The 14611-nt window shown below is 37.8% G+C and carries 12 protein-coding genes and 2 riboswitches; of the genes, 3 read left to right on the forward strand and 9 right to left on the reverse strand.

Annotated elements, in window-relative coordinates; all coding sequences use genetic code 11:
• Positions 1–9: 9 nt before the first annotated feature.
• The 3 genes from J2S06_RS06695 to J2S06_RS06705 form a co-directional block, all read right to left on the reverse strand.
• Positions 10–681 (reverse strand): 2-hydroxy-3-keto-5-methylthiopentenyl-1-phosphate phosphatase, encoded by a 672-nt coding sequence (locus J2S06_RS06695; RefSeq protein WP_419151754.1) that lies wholly within the window; start codon positions 679–681, stop codon positions 10–12.
• Positions 678–1901 (reverse strand): 2,3-diketo-5-methylthiopentyl-1-phosphate enolase, encoded by a 1224-nt coding sequence (locus J2S06_RS06700; RefSeq protein ID WP_044896492.1) that lies wholly within the window; start codon positions 1899–1901, stop codon positions 678–680. The genes J2S06_RS06695 and J2S06_RS06700 overlap by 4 nt, the downstream gene beginning before the upstream one ends.
• A gap of 129 nt (positions 1902–2030) precedes the next feature.
• A riboswitch (SAM riboswitch) is annotated at positions 2031–2143 on the reverse strand.
• A gap of 72 nt (positions 2144–2215) precedes the next feature.
• Positions 2216–3394: a pyridoxal phosphate-dependent aminotransferase gene (locus tag J2S06_RS06705; protein WP_419151755.1), complete on the reverse strand. Its 1179-nt coding sequence runs from the start codon at positions 3392–3394 to the stop codon at positions 2216–2218.
• A gap of 101 nt (positions 3395–3495) precedes the next feature.
• Between J2S06_RS06705 and J2S06_RS06710 the strand changes: the two genes are divergently transcribed.
• From J2S06_RS06710 to mtnA, 3 genes are all read left to right on the forward strand, one after another.
• Entirely contained in the window at positions 3496–4311 is an 816-nt protein-coding gene (locus J2S06_RS06710) for a carbon-nitrogen family hydrolase (protein ID WP_419151756.1), read from the forward strand.
• Between the two features lie 94 nt (positions 4312–4405).
• A riboswitch (SAM riboswitch) is annotated at positions 4406–4559 on the forward strand.
• A gap of 113 nt (positions 4560–4672) precedes the next feature.
• Positions 4673–5881, forward strand: coding sequence for an S-methyl-5-thioribose kinase (mtnK, locus tag J2S06_RS06715; RefSeq protein WP_419151757.1), 1209 nt, complete (start codon positions 4673–4675; stop codon positions 5879–5881).
• Complete coding sequence (gene mtnA, locus J2S06_RS06720) at positions 5878–6930, forward strand: S-methyl-5-thioribose-1-phosphate isomerase (protein ID WP_419151758.1); 1053 nt, start codon at positions 5878–5880, stop codon at positions 6928–6930. Before mtnK ends, mtnA begins: the two co-directional genes overlap by 4 nt.
• 193 nt (positions 6931–7123) lie before the next feature.
• Here mtnA and J2S06_RS06725 read toward each other — a convergent pair whose 3' ends face one another.
• From J2S06_RS06725 to J2S06_RS06750, 6 genes are all read right to left on the reverse strand, one after another.
• Positions 7124–7615 carry a methylated-DNA--[protein]-cysteine S-methyltransferase gene (locus J2S06_RS06725; RefSeq protein WP_419151759.1) on the reverse strand — a complete coding sequence of 164 codons (492 nt, stop codon included), beginning with the start codon at positions 7613–7615 and terminating at the stop codon, positions 7124–7126.
• A gap of 11 nt (positions 7616–7626) precedes the next feature.
• Positions 7627–9768: a PAS domain S-box protein gene (locus J2S06_RS06730; RefSeq protein ID WP_419151795.1), complete on the reverse strand. Its 2142-nt coding sequence runs from the start codon at positions 9766–9768 to the stop codon at positions 7627–7629.
• Between the two features lie 847 nt (positions 9769–10615).
• Positions 10616–11332 carry a LutC/YkgG family protein gene (locus J2S06_RS06735; protein WP_419151760.1) on the reverse strand — a complete coding sequence of 239 codons (717 nt, stop codon included), beginning with the start codon at positions 11330–11332 and terminating at the stop codon, positions 10616–10618.
• Entirely contained in the window at positions 11329–12756 is a 1428-nt protein-coding gene (locus J2S06_RS06740) for a LutB/LldF family L-lactate oxidation iron-sulfur protein (protein WP_419151761.1), read from the reverse strand. Before J2S06_RS06740 ends, J2S06_RS06735 begins: the two co-directional genes overlap by 4 nt.
• A 15-nt stretch (positions 12757–12771) precedes the next feature.
• Entirely contained in the window at positions 12772–13494 is a 723-nt protein-coding gene (locus J2S06_RS06745) for a (Fe-S)-binding protein (RefSeq protein WP_044895439.1), read from the reverse strand.
• 348 nt (positions 13495–13842) lie between these two features.
• A complete protein-coding gene (locus tag J2S06_RS06750; RefSeq protein ID WP_044895440.1) occupies positions 13843–14574 on the reverse strand; it encodes a FadR/GntR family transcriptional regulator in 732 nt (243 codons plus the stop codon).
• Between the last annotated feature and the right edge of the window lie 37 nt (positions 14575–14611).

Raw genomic sequence — 14611 nt, forward strand, 5'->3', positions numbered from 1 at the left:
TTTCAAGAGCTAAACAGACGCTTTCATCATTTCGTTTAAATGTTGAAGGTAAGTAATAATGTCAGTAAACGTTTCAAAGCTTCGATGCGGAAGATTGAGATCTTGACATTTTTTTAATAATAAATCACGGGCAAACACAAAATCGGCTAGTTTGGCTGCTTCTAAATCTGTAATTGAATCCCCTATAACAATCACAAAGTTATCTTTAGATTGAATTTTACGGATAATAGAAGGCTTACAGCAGCCACAATCATTCGAACATTGATCATCACAAGAATGAGGCCATTGGATTTCGACAAAATCATGTGAAAAATCAGCCTCGTTGCAAAATATCCGATCTTCCGCAATAAGATGCTTCAGCAATGGTTTAACAAAAAAGTCAATACCACCGCTAACGATGAAAAGAGGAATGTTTTCTCTTTCGGTATACTCAACAAATTGTTTAAAGCCCTCACGTATTTCAGCTGTTGATAAAATATATTCTATCATCGCATATTTTTGATAGGATGGGATGAAAGAAAACATCTTGCCAACCCCTTTACGGATCGACATTTCTTCATCTAAAACAGCATCTTTTACACTCTCCCATTCGGGTGAAGCAAACTTTTTCATAATCGAAATAATATTATCTTTTTTCGTAATGGTTCCATCGAAGTCACAAATGATTAACGGTTTTTTCATGCTTTCACCTCAAGGTTCCCCCATAACTTTAGTGCTTGATTTAAGTTGGCATCTTCTTTCGCAGCTTCGACTAACGATCGACCAGATAAAACAGATTCGATCGCACATAAGAAAGCTTTGCCGCCGCCTTCTGCTCCATATGGGTGTCCATGAATTCCCCCACCTGCATTGATTACACAATCCTTTCCAAAATCAACAATTAATTGCGGAACAAGCCCAGGATGAATACCAGCTGATGGGACTGGGAATGTTTGTTTAAAATCATCTTCCTTTAAGCAGCTAAGAGCAATTTTTAAAGCCTCAGCTCGCGGAATGGCAACCGTTCCGTACGGTGATGGGAATAAGGAAAAATCGGCTCCAGCATAGCGAACGAGTTTTCCAAGCAATAGATGATAGGAAAATCCGTAAGATGGTGACGCTGCTAATGCCCCGCTAATGGCCGGATGAGCTAAAATAGGCACTTGAATTTCCGAATCTTCAGCTAGACTTTGCAAAACGTCTAATCCATAGGCGAAAACATTGAACAATAGAGCGGTTGCTCCATTTTCGATCGCCCGTTTGGCTCGATCTTTGATTTCCTCTGTTCTCCCAGAAAGATTGATCGCATATAATGCTTGTTTACCAGTTCGTTCATAAATTTCCTGCAAAACTTTGCGGCCAATTTTCACCCGCTTATCAATCGGAGTCAGTTCATTTTCAAACAAAATTTCATCATCTTTAACGAGATCGACTCCACCTAAAAGCTGATCTTTCAGTTGTTGTTCTAAATAATTTGAATCGCGACCGATGACCCCTTTAAAAATACTCATAAGAAGCGGACGGTCATAAACATTTAATTGTTCTCGGATGCCCTCAACACCATATTTCGGACCAGGCAATGTTTTTTTTAAATCATTAGGAAAATCAAGATCTATTAATTTAATCGCTCCATCCAATGAAAGCTTGCCAAAAACGGTTGTTAAAATCGCTGGAATGTCTGCACTGAAGTTAATGATTGGATAAGCAATTTTAACAATCCCCTTTTGACCGAGTAAGGGATCTTCTTCAGCTAGCTCTTGAATATCAAGCACTTCCCCTTTATGCTTTTTTAATTGCTCTTGATCGAGTAACGGCAAGTTCGTCCATGAACCTACTGTTAACCCTAAAGCAATGCCTTCTGCTTTTTTAGCAAAATGACCTTTTTGGTCATGTATAAGATAGGTTGCAATCAACTGACTCATGAAGTCACCTTCCTTATGGAATCGCTGTGTATTTCCTCTCCATTTACGATTTTTATGTGCATATCACAGTTAAACAAAAAGCCTCTTCACCGCAGGTGCGAGAAGAGGCTGGAAAGCTAATTCTCCCCATCCTTATCTCTCAGCACTATGCTGCAAGAATTAGCACCGTGCTTAACTGTGTAAACGTTAAGTCGGTTGCCGGGCTTCATTGGGCTCGTCCCTCCACCTGCTCTTGATAAGAATGATTTCACATATGCAATTTTGAAAAATCGTAATGAAATTAATTTGGATTATGACAGGAATTCTTTTCTTTGTCAACTATTTTTAAAAAGATTTAATGATTCAATTCTTTTAACAGCTTCTCTTATTCTTTTTTCCTCTGTTAATAAACCGACACGAACAAAACCTTCTCCGTAATCCCCAAACCCTCTTCCAGGGGCAACCGCTACATGCACTTCCTCCAATAATAAATTTGCAAAATCTAAAGAAGTATAGCCTTTTGGAACTGGGAGCCAAGCAAAAAACGATCCTTTAGGTGCTTCTGCCTTCCAACCAATTTCATGGATCGCTTCCATGAACACATTTCTTCTTGATTCATACATGCAAACGAGTTCATGAACACAAGATTGTGATTCAGTTAATGCCACTTTTGCCGCCTCTTGAACAGCACTAAAAACACTAACATATAAATGGTCCTGTAATAAATTGATCGCGGAAATAACACTTTCATTCCCAACAGCAAAGGCAATTCGCCAGCCTGCCATATTATATGTTTTCGATAATGTATAAATTTCGATCCCGACATCCTTTGCTCCATTCACCTGCAAAAAGCTTGGTGGTTTCACTCCGTCAAAGCCAATAGCTCCATAAGCAAAGTCATGAACAACACAAATTTCATATTTCGTTGCTAAGTTTACGGTTTCTTGAAAAAACTCCTTCGTGGCCGTTGCTCCAGTTGGATTGTTCGGATAATTTAAGAACATCAATTTAGCCTTTTGCTTCACCTCTTCGGAAAGAGCATCATAGTCAGGCAAAAAATGATTTTCTTGCAATAGTGGCATCATTTCCATCTTAGCATTTGCAAGGGCCACTCCTGACCAATAATCTGGATAACCTGGATCTGGTACTAAAACGGTATCCCCACTGTTTAGTAAACATGGCGGTATTTCAACCAACCCTGCTTTTCCACCAAAGAGAATAGCGACTTCTTTATCTGGATCAAGTGTCACTCCATATTCCCGTTCATAAAAGGTACAGACCGCCTCTTTTAAAAATTTTTGTCCTCTAAAAGGGGAATATTTATGATAGGCTGGGTTTTCAACTGCTCTTTGCATCGCTTTAACGATATGACTTGGTGTCGGTTGATCGGGATTCCCTTGTCCTAAATTAATAACATCAACACCTTTTCGAACATAATCATGGACCTTTAAAGATAATTGGACAAAAAATTGCTCCGGCAAATTTTTTAATAGATTTGATGATTCAAAATACATTTCTTTCACACCTTTTCAAAAAGTTCTTGAAATTCTAGTCAAACATCTTATATTGTATTTAACAACTTGTAAAGAAATTTTTTTATTTAGGAGTGAAGAAAATGAAATGGCGAGTTGCTTGCATACAAACAAATATCGACTTCGGTGAGCCAGAAAAAAATATAAAACAAATGGAATGGAAAGTAAAAGAAACGATGGAAACCGTTCAGCCAGATGTTCTTTTAATGCCAGAGCTTTGGACAACAGGATATGATTTAACAAGACTCCACGACATAGGGGATGAAAATGGAAAAAAATCTCAAACAATTTTTTCAACATGGGCAAGGCAATATCAAGTGAACATCATTGGCGGCTCGATCGCCAAGAAAACTAACCATGGCATTTATAATACGATGTATGTGGCTGATCGAAGCGGAAGCATCATTCACGAATATAGCAAACTACATCTTTTTCAACTAATGGATGAACATTTGTATTTAGCTGCAGGGGAGCGAGATAGCTTGTTTTCCCTTGAGGGAGAAACTTGTGCCGGCTTTATATGTTATGATATTCGTTTTCCTGAATGGATTCGTAAACATACTGTACATGGTGCAAAAGCTCTGTTTGTTGTTGCAGAATGGCCTTCATCTAGATTATCTCATTGGCGGCTTCTCCTTCAAGCCCGTGCCATCGAAAATCAATGCTACGTCATCGCCTGCAATCGCATAGGTTCAGATCCAAACAATGATTTCCCAGGTCATTCACTGATTATTGATCCTTGGGGCAATATCGTTCAGGAAGGATCAGATCAAGAAGAAGTTGTGAGTGCAGAAATTGACTTAACAAAAGTGGATTCCGTCCGGAAAACGATTCCCGTTTTTTCAGACCGCAGAGTCGAAATTTATGAGCAGGACTTGGATGTGAGGAAAAAATTTTAAAAAATGATTGACAACAGGGGACAAAAATTGATAACATTCACATCAAGAAATTTTTGTTAATGTTTTTTCAAGCTAAAATTAAATGATGGATAATCTCTTATCAAGAGCGGAAGAGGGACTTGGCCCAATGATGCCGCAGCAACCGACCGTAATACCATTGTAAAATGGGGCGCTTTTGCGCCTGGGAAATCCCAGTAAGGCACGGTGCTAATTCCAGCAGAAAGTATGACCTTTCTGGAAGATAAGAGGTGCGAAGAGATCAAATCTTCAAGCCTCTTTTCCGACGGAAAGAGGCTTTTCTTATTGATATTGAAAGAAAAGCCTCCAGTTAACAATCAAAACATTTATTGGAGGTATGAATATGTCAACGATTTCTGCACGCCAATACGAACCGTTAACAACAGAAAGTGCGATCGAGCTAGCGAAAAAACTGCAATTATTTACAAATACAAGTGCTCTCACTTGTGAAGAGATTGGTGATGGTAATTTAAACCTTGTCTTCCGTATTGTCGATCATCATTCTAAAAAAAGCATCATCATTAAGCAGGCATTGCCTTATGCCAAAGTTGTTGGTGAAAGCTGGCCGCTTACTCTTCAACGTGCAACAATTGAAAGCCACGCTTTACGACAGTTTGCCGATGTTGCTAGAGAGTACGTCCCAAAAGTTTACTATTCCGATCAACAATTAGCTGTCACCATTATGGAAGACTTATCTCATTTAGATATCGTTCGCAAAGGATTAATAAAAGGGAAGAATTATCCTCTTTTATCCCAACATATTGGGGAATATGTAGCTAAGACGTTATTTTATACTTCTGATTTCGCATTAGACCCACAAGAAAAGAAAAAGCTTTTGAAGCAATTTATCAATCCAGAATTATGCAAAATTACCGAAGATTTAGTATTTACAGATCCTTTTTTTGATCATGAAACGAATGATTATGAAGTGGAGTTAAAAAATGATGTGGAAAGTTTATGGAAGGACAAGCCGCTGCTTCTTGAAGTGGCAAAATTAAAGGAAAAGTTTTTAACAAATAGCGATGCTTTAATTCATGGAGACCTTCACACAGGAAGCATCTTTGCTAGCGATTCAGAAACGAAAGTCATCGATCCTGAGTTCGCCTTTTTTGGACCATTAGGGTTTGACCTAGGACAGTTTATCGCAAATCTTCTTTTAAATGCTTTTGGACGTACAAATTCCAAACGGCAAATATTGTTCCACCATATTGATGTGACATGGAAAACCTTTAAGGAAACTTTTTCATTCCTTTGGAAAGAGCATAGTGTCGAAGTTTTTTCGAAAGTAGATGGGTATTTAGATTATGTATTACAGGAAACATTTGAGGATGCAATTGGCTTTGCTGGTTGTGAAGTCATTCGCCGTACGATTGGATTAGCCCATGTTGCAGACCTTGATGAACTTAATCCTTTTGAATCTCGTATTGCGGCGAAACAAAACGCCCTACAATTCGGAAGAGAGCTTATTAAAAATCGCAGGAATATTCAAACGACAGATCAAATCAATCAGCTTTTTAACGAAATAGTAAATGTAAAGGAGACATTAGCATGACAACAGAAGCTTTCAATATTCCTACTTCCGTTAAATGGCAAGGGGACTCGATTCAACTTTTAAACCAGCAAAAGCTTCCCCATATGACCGAGTATTTAACACTCACATCGATCGATGAAGTCTTTGAAGCCATTAAAACATTAAAAGTACGAGGGGCCCCTGCAATCGGTATTACGGCAGCATTTGGTCTTGCCCTTGCTGCAAGTAAATATGAAACCAATTCACTGTTAAGGTTTAAACAATTGCTTGAAAAAGACAAAAATTATTTAAGCTATGCAAGACCGACAGCAGTCAACTTATTTTGGGCGTTAGAGCGCATGGTGAAAAGTATCGAAAACGCTACATCTGTCAATGAAGCGAAAACAGCACTTATTCACGAAGCGATTCAAATTCAAGTTGAAGATGAAGAAATTTGCAAAAAAATTGGTGAGAATGCTTTACCGCTATTTAAAGATGGAGATAACATCATGACAATTTGTAATGCCGGTTCAATAGCCACTGCTCGATACGGTACAGCACTAGCTCCAATCTATTTAGGAAAAGAGCGTGGCATCGATTTAAAAGTTTTTGCCTGTGAAACCCGTCCTGTTTTACAAGGGGCAAGATTGACAACATGGGAATTAATGAAGGCAGGTGTTGATGTAACCCTTATTACAGACAACATGGCGGCCCACACAATGAAGATGAAAAAAATTTCTGCTTGTATTGTCGGAGCTGACCGCATTGCGGCAAATGGAGATACAGCAAACAAAATCGGTACCTTTAGTTTAGCGATTTTAGCGAAAGAATTTAACATTCCATTTTTCGTTGCTGCCCCGCTTTCGACCTTTGACCTTTCGATTAAATCGGGTCAAGAAATCCCGATTGAGGAGCGAGACTTAGAGGAGGTTATCCATATTAATGGTCAAGCGATTGCTCCTGAAGACGTAAAAGTGTATAACCCGTCTTTTGATGTCACGCCAAATGAATATATTACTGGTATTATTACAGAAAAAGGGATGATAACAAGTAATTATTTTGAAGAAATTAAACGGCTTTTTAAATCATAGACATCTAATGGCATGATCCTATTTTGAAAGTTTTCAACTTAAAAAATCATCCTCCTCTTTCCCTAGTTGGTTCTTGTTTGTTCTCTTTGTTGCTGATGAGAAATTACATTCATTCACAAAGTTTGTCCCATAAGTGTCTGACCTCTATTTTGATTCTTTGTTGAGAGGTCTGACACTTGGCTTTAGGGACAGTTCATTTATGATAATAAGCCTTTTCTAAATCTAGTAAAAAAGCTTTTTTATCTATTTGACGGCCGGCATAACCGGTGAGTTGTTTGTTTTTCCCAATGACTCGATGACAAGGGATGATGATTGGAAGGGCATTCGCTTTATTCGCTTGACCAACAGCCCGAACAGCTTTCGAATGACAAATTTGTATGGCGATCTCTTGATAACTTCTTGTCTCTCCATAAGGAATCGTGCATAAAGCCTCCCATACTTTTTGTTGGAAAGGTGTACCGTGCATGTTAAGCGGCAAATCAAATTGTCTTCGTTTCCCCAGAAAATATTCCTCTAGCTGTGAAGCAGCTTCAGTTAATAGTGCTGTTTTTTTATTTTGTAAAGAGTGCTGGATTTGAAATTCTCTAAAACTTTTTTCATTTAAAAAGATATGCGCTAATTTTTTATTTTCTTCAACAATAAATAAATGGCCAATTGGTGTTTTCATTGACTGATATGTAAACATATGAACCTCCACTAAAGAACATCTTGTTGTTTAATTGGTAAAGTAATATAAAAAGTTGTACCGTACCCTACTTTACTTTGAACTTCGACTTTTCCATTATGCTCCTCGATAATTTTAAAACTAACCATGAGTCCTAAGCCTGTTCCACGTTCTTTCGTTGTGTAAAAAGGCTCCCCTAACTTTTTGATTTTCTCTTTTGGAATTCCAGTTCCTTCGTCTTGAATTGAAATCTTAATTGTTTGGTCTGTGTTTTTACGTATTTTCACATATATATTTCCACCTTTTGGCATCACTTCGATCGCATTTTTTAATATATTAATAAACACTTGCTTTAGTTGATTTGGTTCACAATAAATTTCAGGTACTGGATCGTATTCTAGATGAATTTGCACATTCGTTAAAATGGCTTGTGCATTTAATAATTCAATGGTTTCTTTCATAATTGTGACAATATGCTTTTGTTGATAATGGATCGCTTGTGGTTTGGCTAACATTAAAAACTCAGTAATAATCGTTTCGATTCTTTTCAGTTCTGATGAAATAACATGAAAATACATCGAGTGATCTTCACTAATACTTCCTTTTAATAATTGAATAAATCCTTTTAACGATGTCATAGGGTTTCTAATTTCATGAGCAATACCTGCAGCAAGCTCCCCTACTACATTTAGTGTATCTGACTTTCTTAGCCTTTCCTCCATTTCTTTTTTCTCTGTGACATCACGAAAAATGGCTAAATTCATATTTTCAATAATGTTTCGTTTAAATGAGCATTCAATGATACGCTCCTCACCATTTTGTAACGTAAACGGCAATTCTTTCGTTAATTTATCACAATTGCCAAAATACTTTTCAATCATTTCTCGACTAATAAAGTCATTTAAATTATACTCTCGTATTTTCCGATGAGGTAAGCTTAATATTTTGCTTGCAGCTGGGTTGGCGTCTATAATATTCATGTTATCATCAAACAATACAATTCCGTCCATCGCACCATTAAAAACTTTCCGAAACTTTTGCTCGTTTTCTCGCAATTCTTTTTCCATTTGTTTTCGATCGCTCACATTGCGCAAAATGGTCATATGATATCCATCTTGCATTCTTTTTGAGGTAAACTCTAATTGCTTCGCTTGATTATTTGCCATATGAAAGAGCAGCTCTTCTCGTATTGCTCCGCTTTTAAAATATTTTCGAATAATTTTTCTAAGCTTCGGATCCTTAGGGTCAATAAAGTCACATATATGGCTTTTTAGCAGCTGTTTAAGCGGCAGCTCAAAAGTTCGACATGCCCATTGGTTCGCCCGAACGATTCTTCCGGTTTTATCCCAAATAACTATTGCATCTAGCGCATACTCAAAAACATCACGAAATCTTTCTTCACTTTCCTCCAATTGCTGCTCCATTATTCTTTTTTCCGTAATATCCCTTAAAATTACCATGTAAAAACCGTTTAAAATATTAGCCGTTGAAGTAAATTCAAACAATTTATTTTTACCGTTTTGCAGTTGAACTTCAAGCTCTCCAGTTGCTTTTCCTTCCAGATATAATGATTTTTTTATACGTTCAATGATTTTTACATCTGTAACAAAATCCTTTAATTTATATTGATTTAAATGTTGGCGACTAATTTCAAAACTCGAACAAAAGGAATGATTGGCATCAATGAAATTTTCATCTTCATCAAAAATGACGATCCCATCAACGGCGCGGTCAAATAAATCTTGGAATAGTTGTTCATTGATCGTCCGATCTCGCTCATTAATTTTTCGAGCAGATATGTCGCGAATGATGAAAAGATGATGATGACCAAATGATTGTGCAGAATATTCTATATATTTAATGCGCCCATCATCTAACTTGATGATCAATTCATCTTTATGACAGCCTTTGTTATTCAAATAGGTGAATTGTCGTTCTACTTCCTCTTTAGGCATTAAATTAATAAAGTCAAAAAAATTCCGTTTGAATAGTTCTTCCTTTACTAGCTGAAAAAGATGACAAGAGGCTTCATTTACATTGATAAAGTGAAACTCCTCATCCAATATCACAATAGCATCAATCACCTGTTCAAAAAACAGCTTATACTCATTTAGTTTTTCCCTTAATTGTTTATTCTCCGCTGTTAGCTTTTGAACTAGATCCTTTTGATCCATCGTTTTGAGAAATTGTTTCAAGCTTCCACCCCCTGAATAGACATACACTTATAAAAAGTTCTACATTGCTTTTTACAGTCCTCCATCATGTTCAATTTTCGAACATGAGAACACCAAGTAATGGTAAATTTCTTCTTGTTTTTCTTCTAAATGTAGATGAGCAAATTCCCTAACATAAATTTACATCCAAACAAAAAAGGAGACATGAACCCAACTCCTTGGTTAGAATAGATGTGCTACCAACTACCTACAAGGAGTTTCATGTCTCATGAATAGATTAGCGCATCATCAAGGAATCCACAAGTTTTTCACAACGTTTGGTCATTTCTCTTGTTTCCTATCCTATTTATGTCCTTCATCAGTCCTATGAAGGACATTTCTTATGCTTTCCATCTTATTTATGTCCTTCAAAAGCCTCATGACGGACATTCATCATCTACATTTGCTTCTTTTTGGACTTCATCTCCACCTGAAGCTTAATGGATACCGCGTTCGCGGGCGTCGGGCAATGAAACGGTATGGATCTTTGTATAACTAAGACTCCTGCTGCCAGGAATACCAATCGAACGAAAAATTTTGAATTCGAATCACAAGCGTGTTGATTAACCAATAATAACCAGTTGAGATAACTCTATTTCTAGCTTTTCTGCCGAAGTCGGCAAGCGAATAGCTTGCCCTTCTCGAACAAGAACATCAGCGGCCAAATGAATTTGTCCGCTAGCGTTCTTGTTCGAGGATGTGGAAGAAAAACTTGTGTTCAGCCATACGATTCTGTATGTTTAAGTAAAATAATGGATAATCAACACTTATGTTCAAATCATTTTCATTCTCCTAAAATCCTCATTAATCAATCATCGACGATAATATAAGATGCTTTGATTGGACCATGTACCCCGACAACGAGATTCATTTCAATATCAGCTGAGTTGCTTGGACCAGAGATAAAATTAATACAAGAAGCGATTGTTTCTCCATTCTCTATCCTTTCGTGTATGATTTTTGCAGCTTGTGTAATTCTTGGCACAATCGTACTTTTCGGGATAATGGCAATATACGTTGCAGGGAGCAAGCTTACTGATCTCCCTTTTCCTTCTGAACTAAATAATACGACAGTCCCAGATTCAGCAAGTGTTAGATCGCTAAACGTAATGCCGACATTTGCTTTTTCAGCGATTTGAATATTTTCCTCACCTAGATGAGGATCCCAAATGTGTGTTTCGATATTTTCATTTGGAAGGTCTTGAACAATCCATTGACGCAAATTCCATTGATCTAACCGTGGATCCTCCCAAGTAATGACAGGACCCCCTCCGTAATTTTGAATAATTTGTTCGATTGTTTTCACTAAATACTCTTTAGACACATAATAAGCATCTGTTTCGATCTGTCGGCATTGCTTGATTAAAACTTGGACAAGTTCATCTAACGTATGATGTTTGAATACTTCCCATTGCGGTTTATATGTATAATCTGGCCTTCTAACCCTTTCAGTTCTCCGCTGTCTTCCTAGCTTTTCCGCTACATTAGCTAAAAATGCGTCTCTGTTGTGGATCTTCCCCTTCATTTATGTTCACCCCTTTTTTCTCGTTGTTGAAACCATTCACGGAAGCCTTTTTTTGGTAATGGAAATTCACGTATTTGTGTCCATGCCTTTAACGGGCCGGGACCGCTTGAGATCTTTTCATCTTTTACGAACGGTTTCATGGCGGTAGGGGCCATTATGGATCCTAATTTATATAATGCCGGATTCGCTGCTCCTAGTCCAAACGCCTTCATCGCAAGCTTTTCTGAAATGGGTGCACGACCTTCTTTTTCTACAATCACTTGCCGATGTTTATGAAGTAGTTCATGAAGGGGAATTTTGACTGGACACGCTTCCGAACACGCTGCACATAAAGTTGATGCATAAGGCAGCTCTTTATAGTCATCATATCCTCCTAATAGAGGGGATAAAACGGCACCAATTGGTCCGGAATAGATCGAACCGTATGAATGGCCGCCAACATGACGATAAACGGGACAAACGTTAACACAGGCTGCACAACGTATACATTGTAGTACTGATTGGAATTCAGTTCCTAATATTTTTGAACGTCCATTATCAACAATGACTAAGTGGAATTCCTCAGGTCCATCGACGTCCCCTTGTTCTTTCGGACCGGATAGCACCGTTACATAGCTTGTTAGTTTTTGTCCTACTGCACTTCTTGTAAGCAAACTTACAAGGATTTCAAATTCTTCAAAAGTCGGGACAATTCGCTCCATCCCCATTACTGTAATTTGTGTTTTCGGTATTGTTGTAACAAGCCGTGCGTTTCCTTCATTTGTGACCAAACTAATGGAGCCTGACTCAGCAATAGCAAAATTGCACCCTGTTATGCCAACATCTGCCGTTATAAACTCTTTTCTTAACATATTACGTGCATGTAGGGCTAATTCTTCCGGTTTTTCTGTTTTCGTATATTGCAGCTTCTTTTTAAACACATCACGGATTTGCTCCTTATTTTTATGAAGGGCAGGTGTTACAATATGTGATGGGGGATCATGATCATCGATTTGCAAAATATATTCGCCAAGGTCTGTTTCGATCACTTGACACCCTTCTTGTTCCAAGCATTCGTTTAAATGAATTTCTTCTGTGACCATCGATTTGGATTTCACAATTTTTTTGGCATTTTTCTTTTGAATCACGCTTCGAATGTATTCGTTTGCTTCTTCTGCTGTTTGCGCAAAAAACACATGTCCACCACGTTTGGCGACATTTTCACTTAATTGATGTAAATAGAAATCTAAATTTTCAAGTGTATGTTTGCGAATTTCTTCTCCTAATGCACGCCATTCTTCCCAATTTCCAAGCTCTTCAGCTGCTTGCAGCCGTCTATTTCGCAATCTCTCTTGTGCACCTGCGACTGCTTGACGCATAAAATCATTTTGAATCCCTTTATGGATGCGTTCCTGAAATGATTCCTCACTAATTTTCATGGCCATATTATCCCCCCGTTTCTAGGATTCGCATGTATTTAAAACTTCTGCTATATGTAAAACTTTCACTTGTTTTCCTTTTCTGTCAATGCGGCCGCCGATGTTCATTAAGCAGCCACAATCGGCCCCAATTAAATAGTCAGCCCCAGTTTCTTCGACATTCTGAACTTTTTCATCCACCATTTGTTCGGAAATTTCCGCCATTTTAACGGAAAAAGTCCCCCCAAAACCGCAGCAACTATGACTATTTTTTAGAGGAATCACTTCTAAACCTTCTACATTTTTTAATAAAATAAATGGCGCATCTTTTACTCCAAGTAATCTAGTCATATGGCAGGAAGTATGATAGGTGGCTTTTCCTTTTAATTTAGCCCCGACATTCTCAATTTTTAAAACTTCCACGATAAATTGGGTGAGCTCATATGTCTTACGGGCAAGCTTTTTTGCTCGTTCTTCCCACAATGGCTCATCCTTAAAAACGTTTGGATACTCTTTAAACATTGTTGCACAAGAACCAGAAGGTGTGACAACATATTCCGCCTTTTCAAATGTGCGAATCATATTTTTCATCGCTTCTTTTGCATCTTTTACATAACCACTATTATAGGCAGGCTGTCCACAGCAAATTTGGCTTTCTGGAAATTCTACTTCACAGCCCAGCCTTTCCAATAGTTCAACCGTCGCCTTGCCGACGGACGGGTGAAACATATCAACTAAACACGTTACAAATAATGAGACCTTCATTTGACTCCCCTCGCTCTTTTTTAAAGACTCTTTTCTAATAGATTGTTGCTTAGCTTTTCAACTGTCTGGCAAGCGTTACGCTTGCTTTGACGCTATAGCGTGATATGAACCGAACAAAAGTCGATTGTCGGACAAATGTAATTTCCAACCGCGTGCTTTACTCGGTTCCAAGACAGCCGAAGCAACAAAGTTTACAAAACAGCCTTTTTCAAATAAGTAAGATAACGCTTTCTTTTTACAACTTTAGCTCTTTTTGATTCATTAGTCAACTGGTCATCAGATGACTTGAATAAAGATCACTTTTGCTGTATTCTAAATGATTTATATTATTATGAAAAAGGACCTTTTTTAGGTCCCTGTTTTGATCTGTGCAAGATGATGTTTTTTTAAGACATTTTCAACATCTGTAAGATGAACGAGCATTAAATGTTGGGCCTCATCAGCATTTTTTCTTTCAATTGCCTTAAAAATCGCTTCATGCTCTCTAAAGATCTTCTCGGCTGTAACTTGTTGAGAATATAACCATATCTTTCGCGTTTCTCGCATTGTTTCAACAATCATGCCTGCAACATTGTTCATTAAGCTAACTAAAATCGGATTTTGTGATGCTGAGGCAATCGCCATGTGAAAAAGCCAATCGGCTTTTTCTCCTAATTCTTCATCATCTAAATTTCCTTTCATTTCATTTAAGGCAAACTGCATCGCCTGCAGATCTTTATCTGTCCGCTTTGTCGCTGCAGCAAATGCTGCTCCTACCTCTAATATTTTTCGAACCTCTAATAAATGCTCCACATCTTCCATGTTCATTAAAGCTGCTGTTGATAACGGCAAAGTGAAGGTCATCGGGTCAAATTCTTTTACAAAGGTCCCTTCGCCTTGCTTCATTTCGACGATCCCCATTGCCCGTAATGCACTTAATGCCTCACGAATCGCAGCACGGCCAACTTTAAAGTTTTCGGCAAGCTGCTGAACAGAATCTAATTTCTGACCAGGCTTTATTTCTCCTTTCTTGATCATATCTAAAATGGCTTCTGCCACTTCTTCATAAATTTTTCGCGGTTTTATTTGCTTATATTCCATATTATTCACCTCAGAGATTTTCCTATAAAAACAAATA

Origin of the sequence: Bacillus alveayuensis, assembly GCA_030812955.1 — a bacterium.
Lineage (GTDB): Bacteria > Bacillota > Bacilli > Bacillales > Aeribacillaceae > Bacillus_CB > Bacillus_CB alveayuensis.

What these genes read in the sequence shown, in the direction of transcription:
- J2S06_RS06745 (WP_044895439.1), bottom strand. Translation starts at nt 13,494, where the DNA reads ATGAAGGTCTCATTATTTGTAACGTGTTTAGTTGATATGTTTCACCCG.
- J2S06_RS06740 (WP_419151761.1), bottom strand. Translation starts at nt 12,756, where the DNA reads ATGGCCATGAAAATTAGTGAGGAATCATTTCAGGAACGCATCCATAAA.
- mtnK (WP_419151757.1), top strand. Translation starts at nt 4,673, where the DNA reads ATGTCAACGATTTCTGCACGCCAATACGAACCGTTAACAACAGAAAGT.
- J2S06_RS06705 (WP_419151755.1), bottom strand. Translation starts at nt 3,394, where the DNA reads ATGTATTTTGAATCATCAAATCTATTAAAAAATTTGCCGGAGCAATTT.
- J2S06_RS06730 (WP_419151795.1), bottom strand. Translation starts at nt 9,768, where the DNA reads ATGGATCAAAAGGATCTAGTTCAAAAGCTAACAGCGGAGAATAAACAA.
- J2S06_RS06695 (WP_419151754.1), bottom strand. Translation starts at nt 681, where the DNA reads ATGAAAAAACCGTTAATCATTTGTGACTTCGATGGAACCATTACGAAA.
- J2S06_RS06700 (WP_044896492.1), bottom strand. Translation starts at nt 1,901, where the DNA reads ATGAGTCAGTTGATTGCAACCTATCTTATACATGACCAAAAAGGTCAT.
- J2S06_RS06750 (WP_044895440.1), bottom strand. Translation starts at nt 14,574, where the DNA reads ATGGAATATAAGCAAATAAAACCGCGAAAAATTTATGAAGAAGTGGCA.
- J2S06_RS06725 (WP_419151759.1), bottom strand. Translation starts at nt 7,615, where the DNA reads ATGTTTACATATCAGTCAATGAAAACACCAATTGGCCATTTATTTATT.
- J2S06_RS06710 (WP_419151756.1), top strand. Translation starts at nt 3,496, where the DNA reads ATGAAATGGCGAGTTGCTTGCATACAAACAAATATCGACTTCGGTGAG.
- J2S06_RS06735 (WP_419151760.1), bottom strand. Translation starts at nt 11,332, where the DNA reads ATGAAGGGGAAGATCCACAACAGAGACGCATTTTTAGCTAATGTAGCG.
- mtnA (WP_419151758.1), top strand. Translation starts at nt 5,878, where the DNA reads ATGACAACAGAAGCTTTCAATATTCCTACTTCCGTTAAATGGCAAGGG.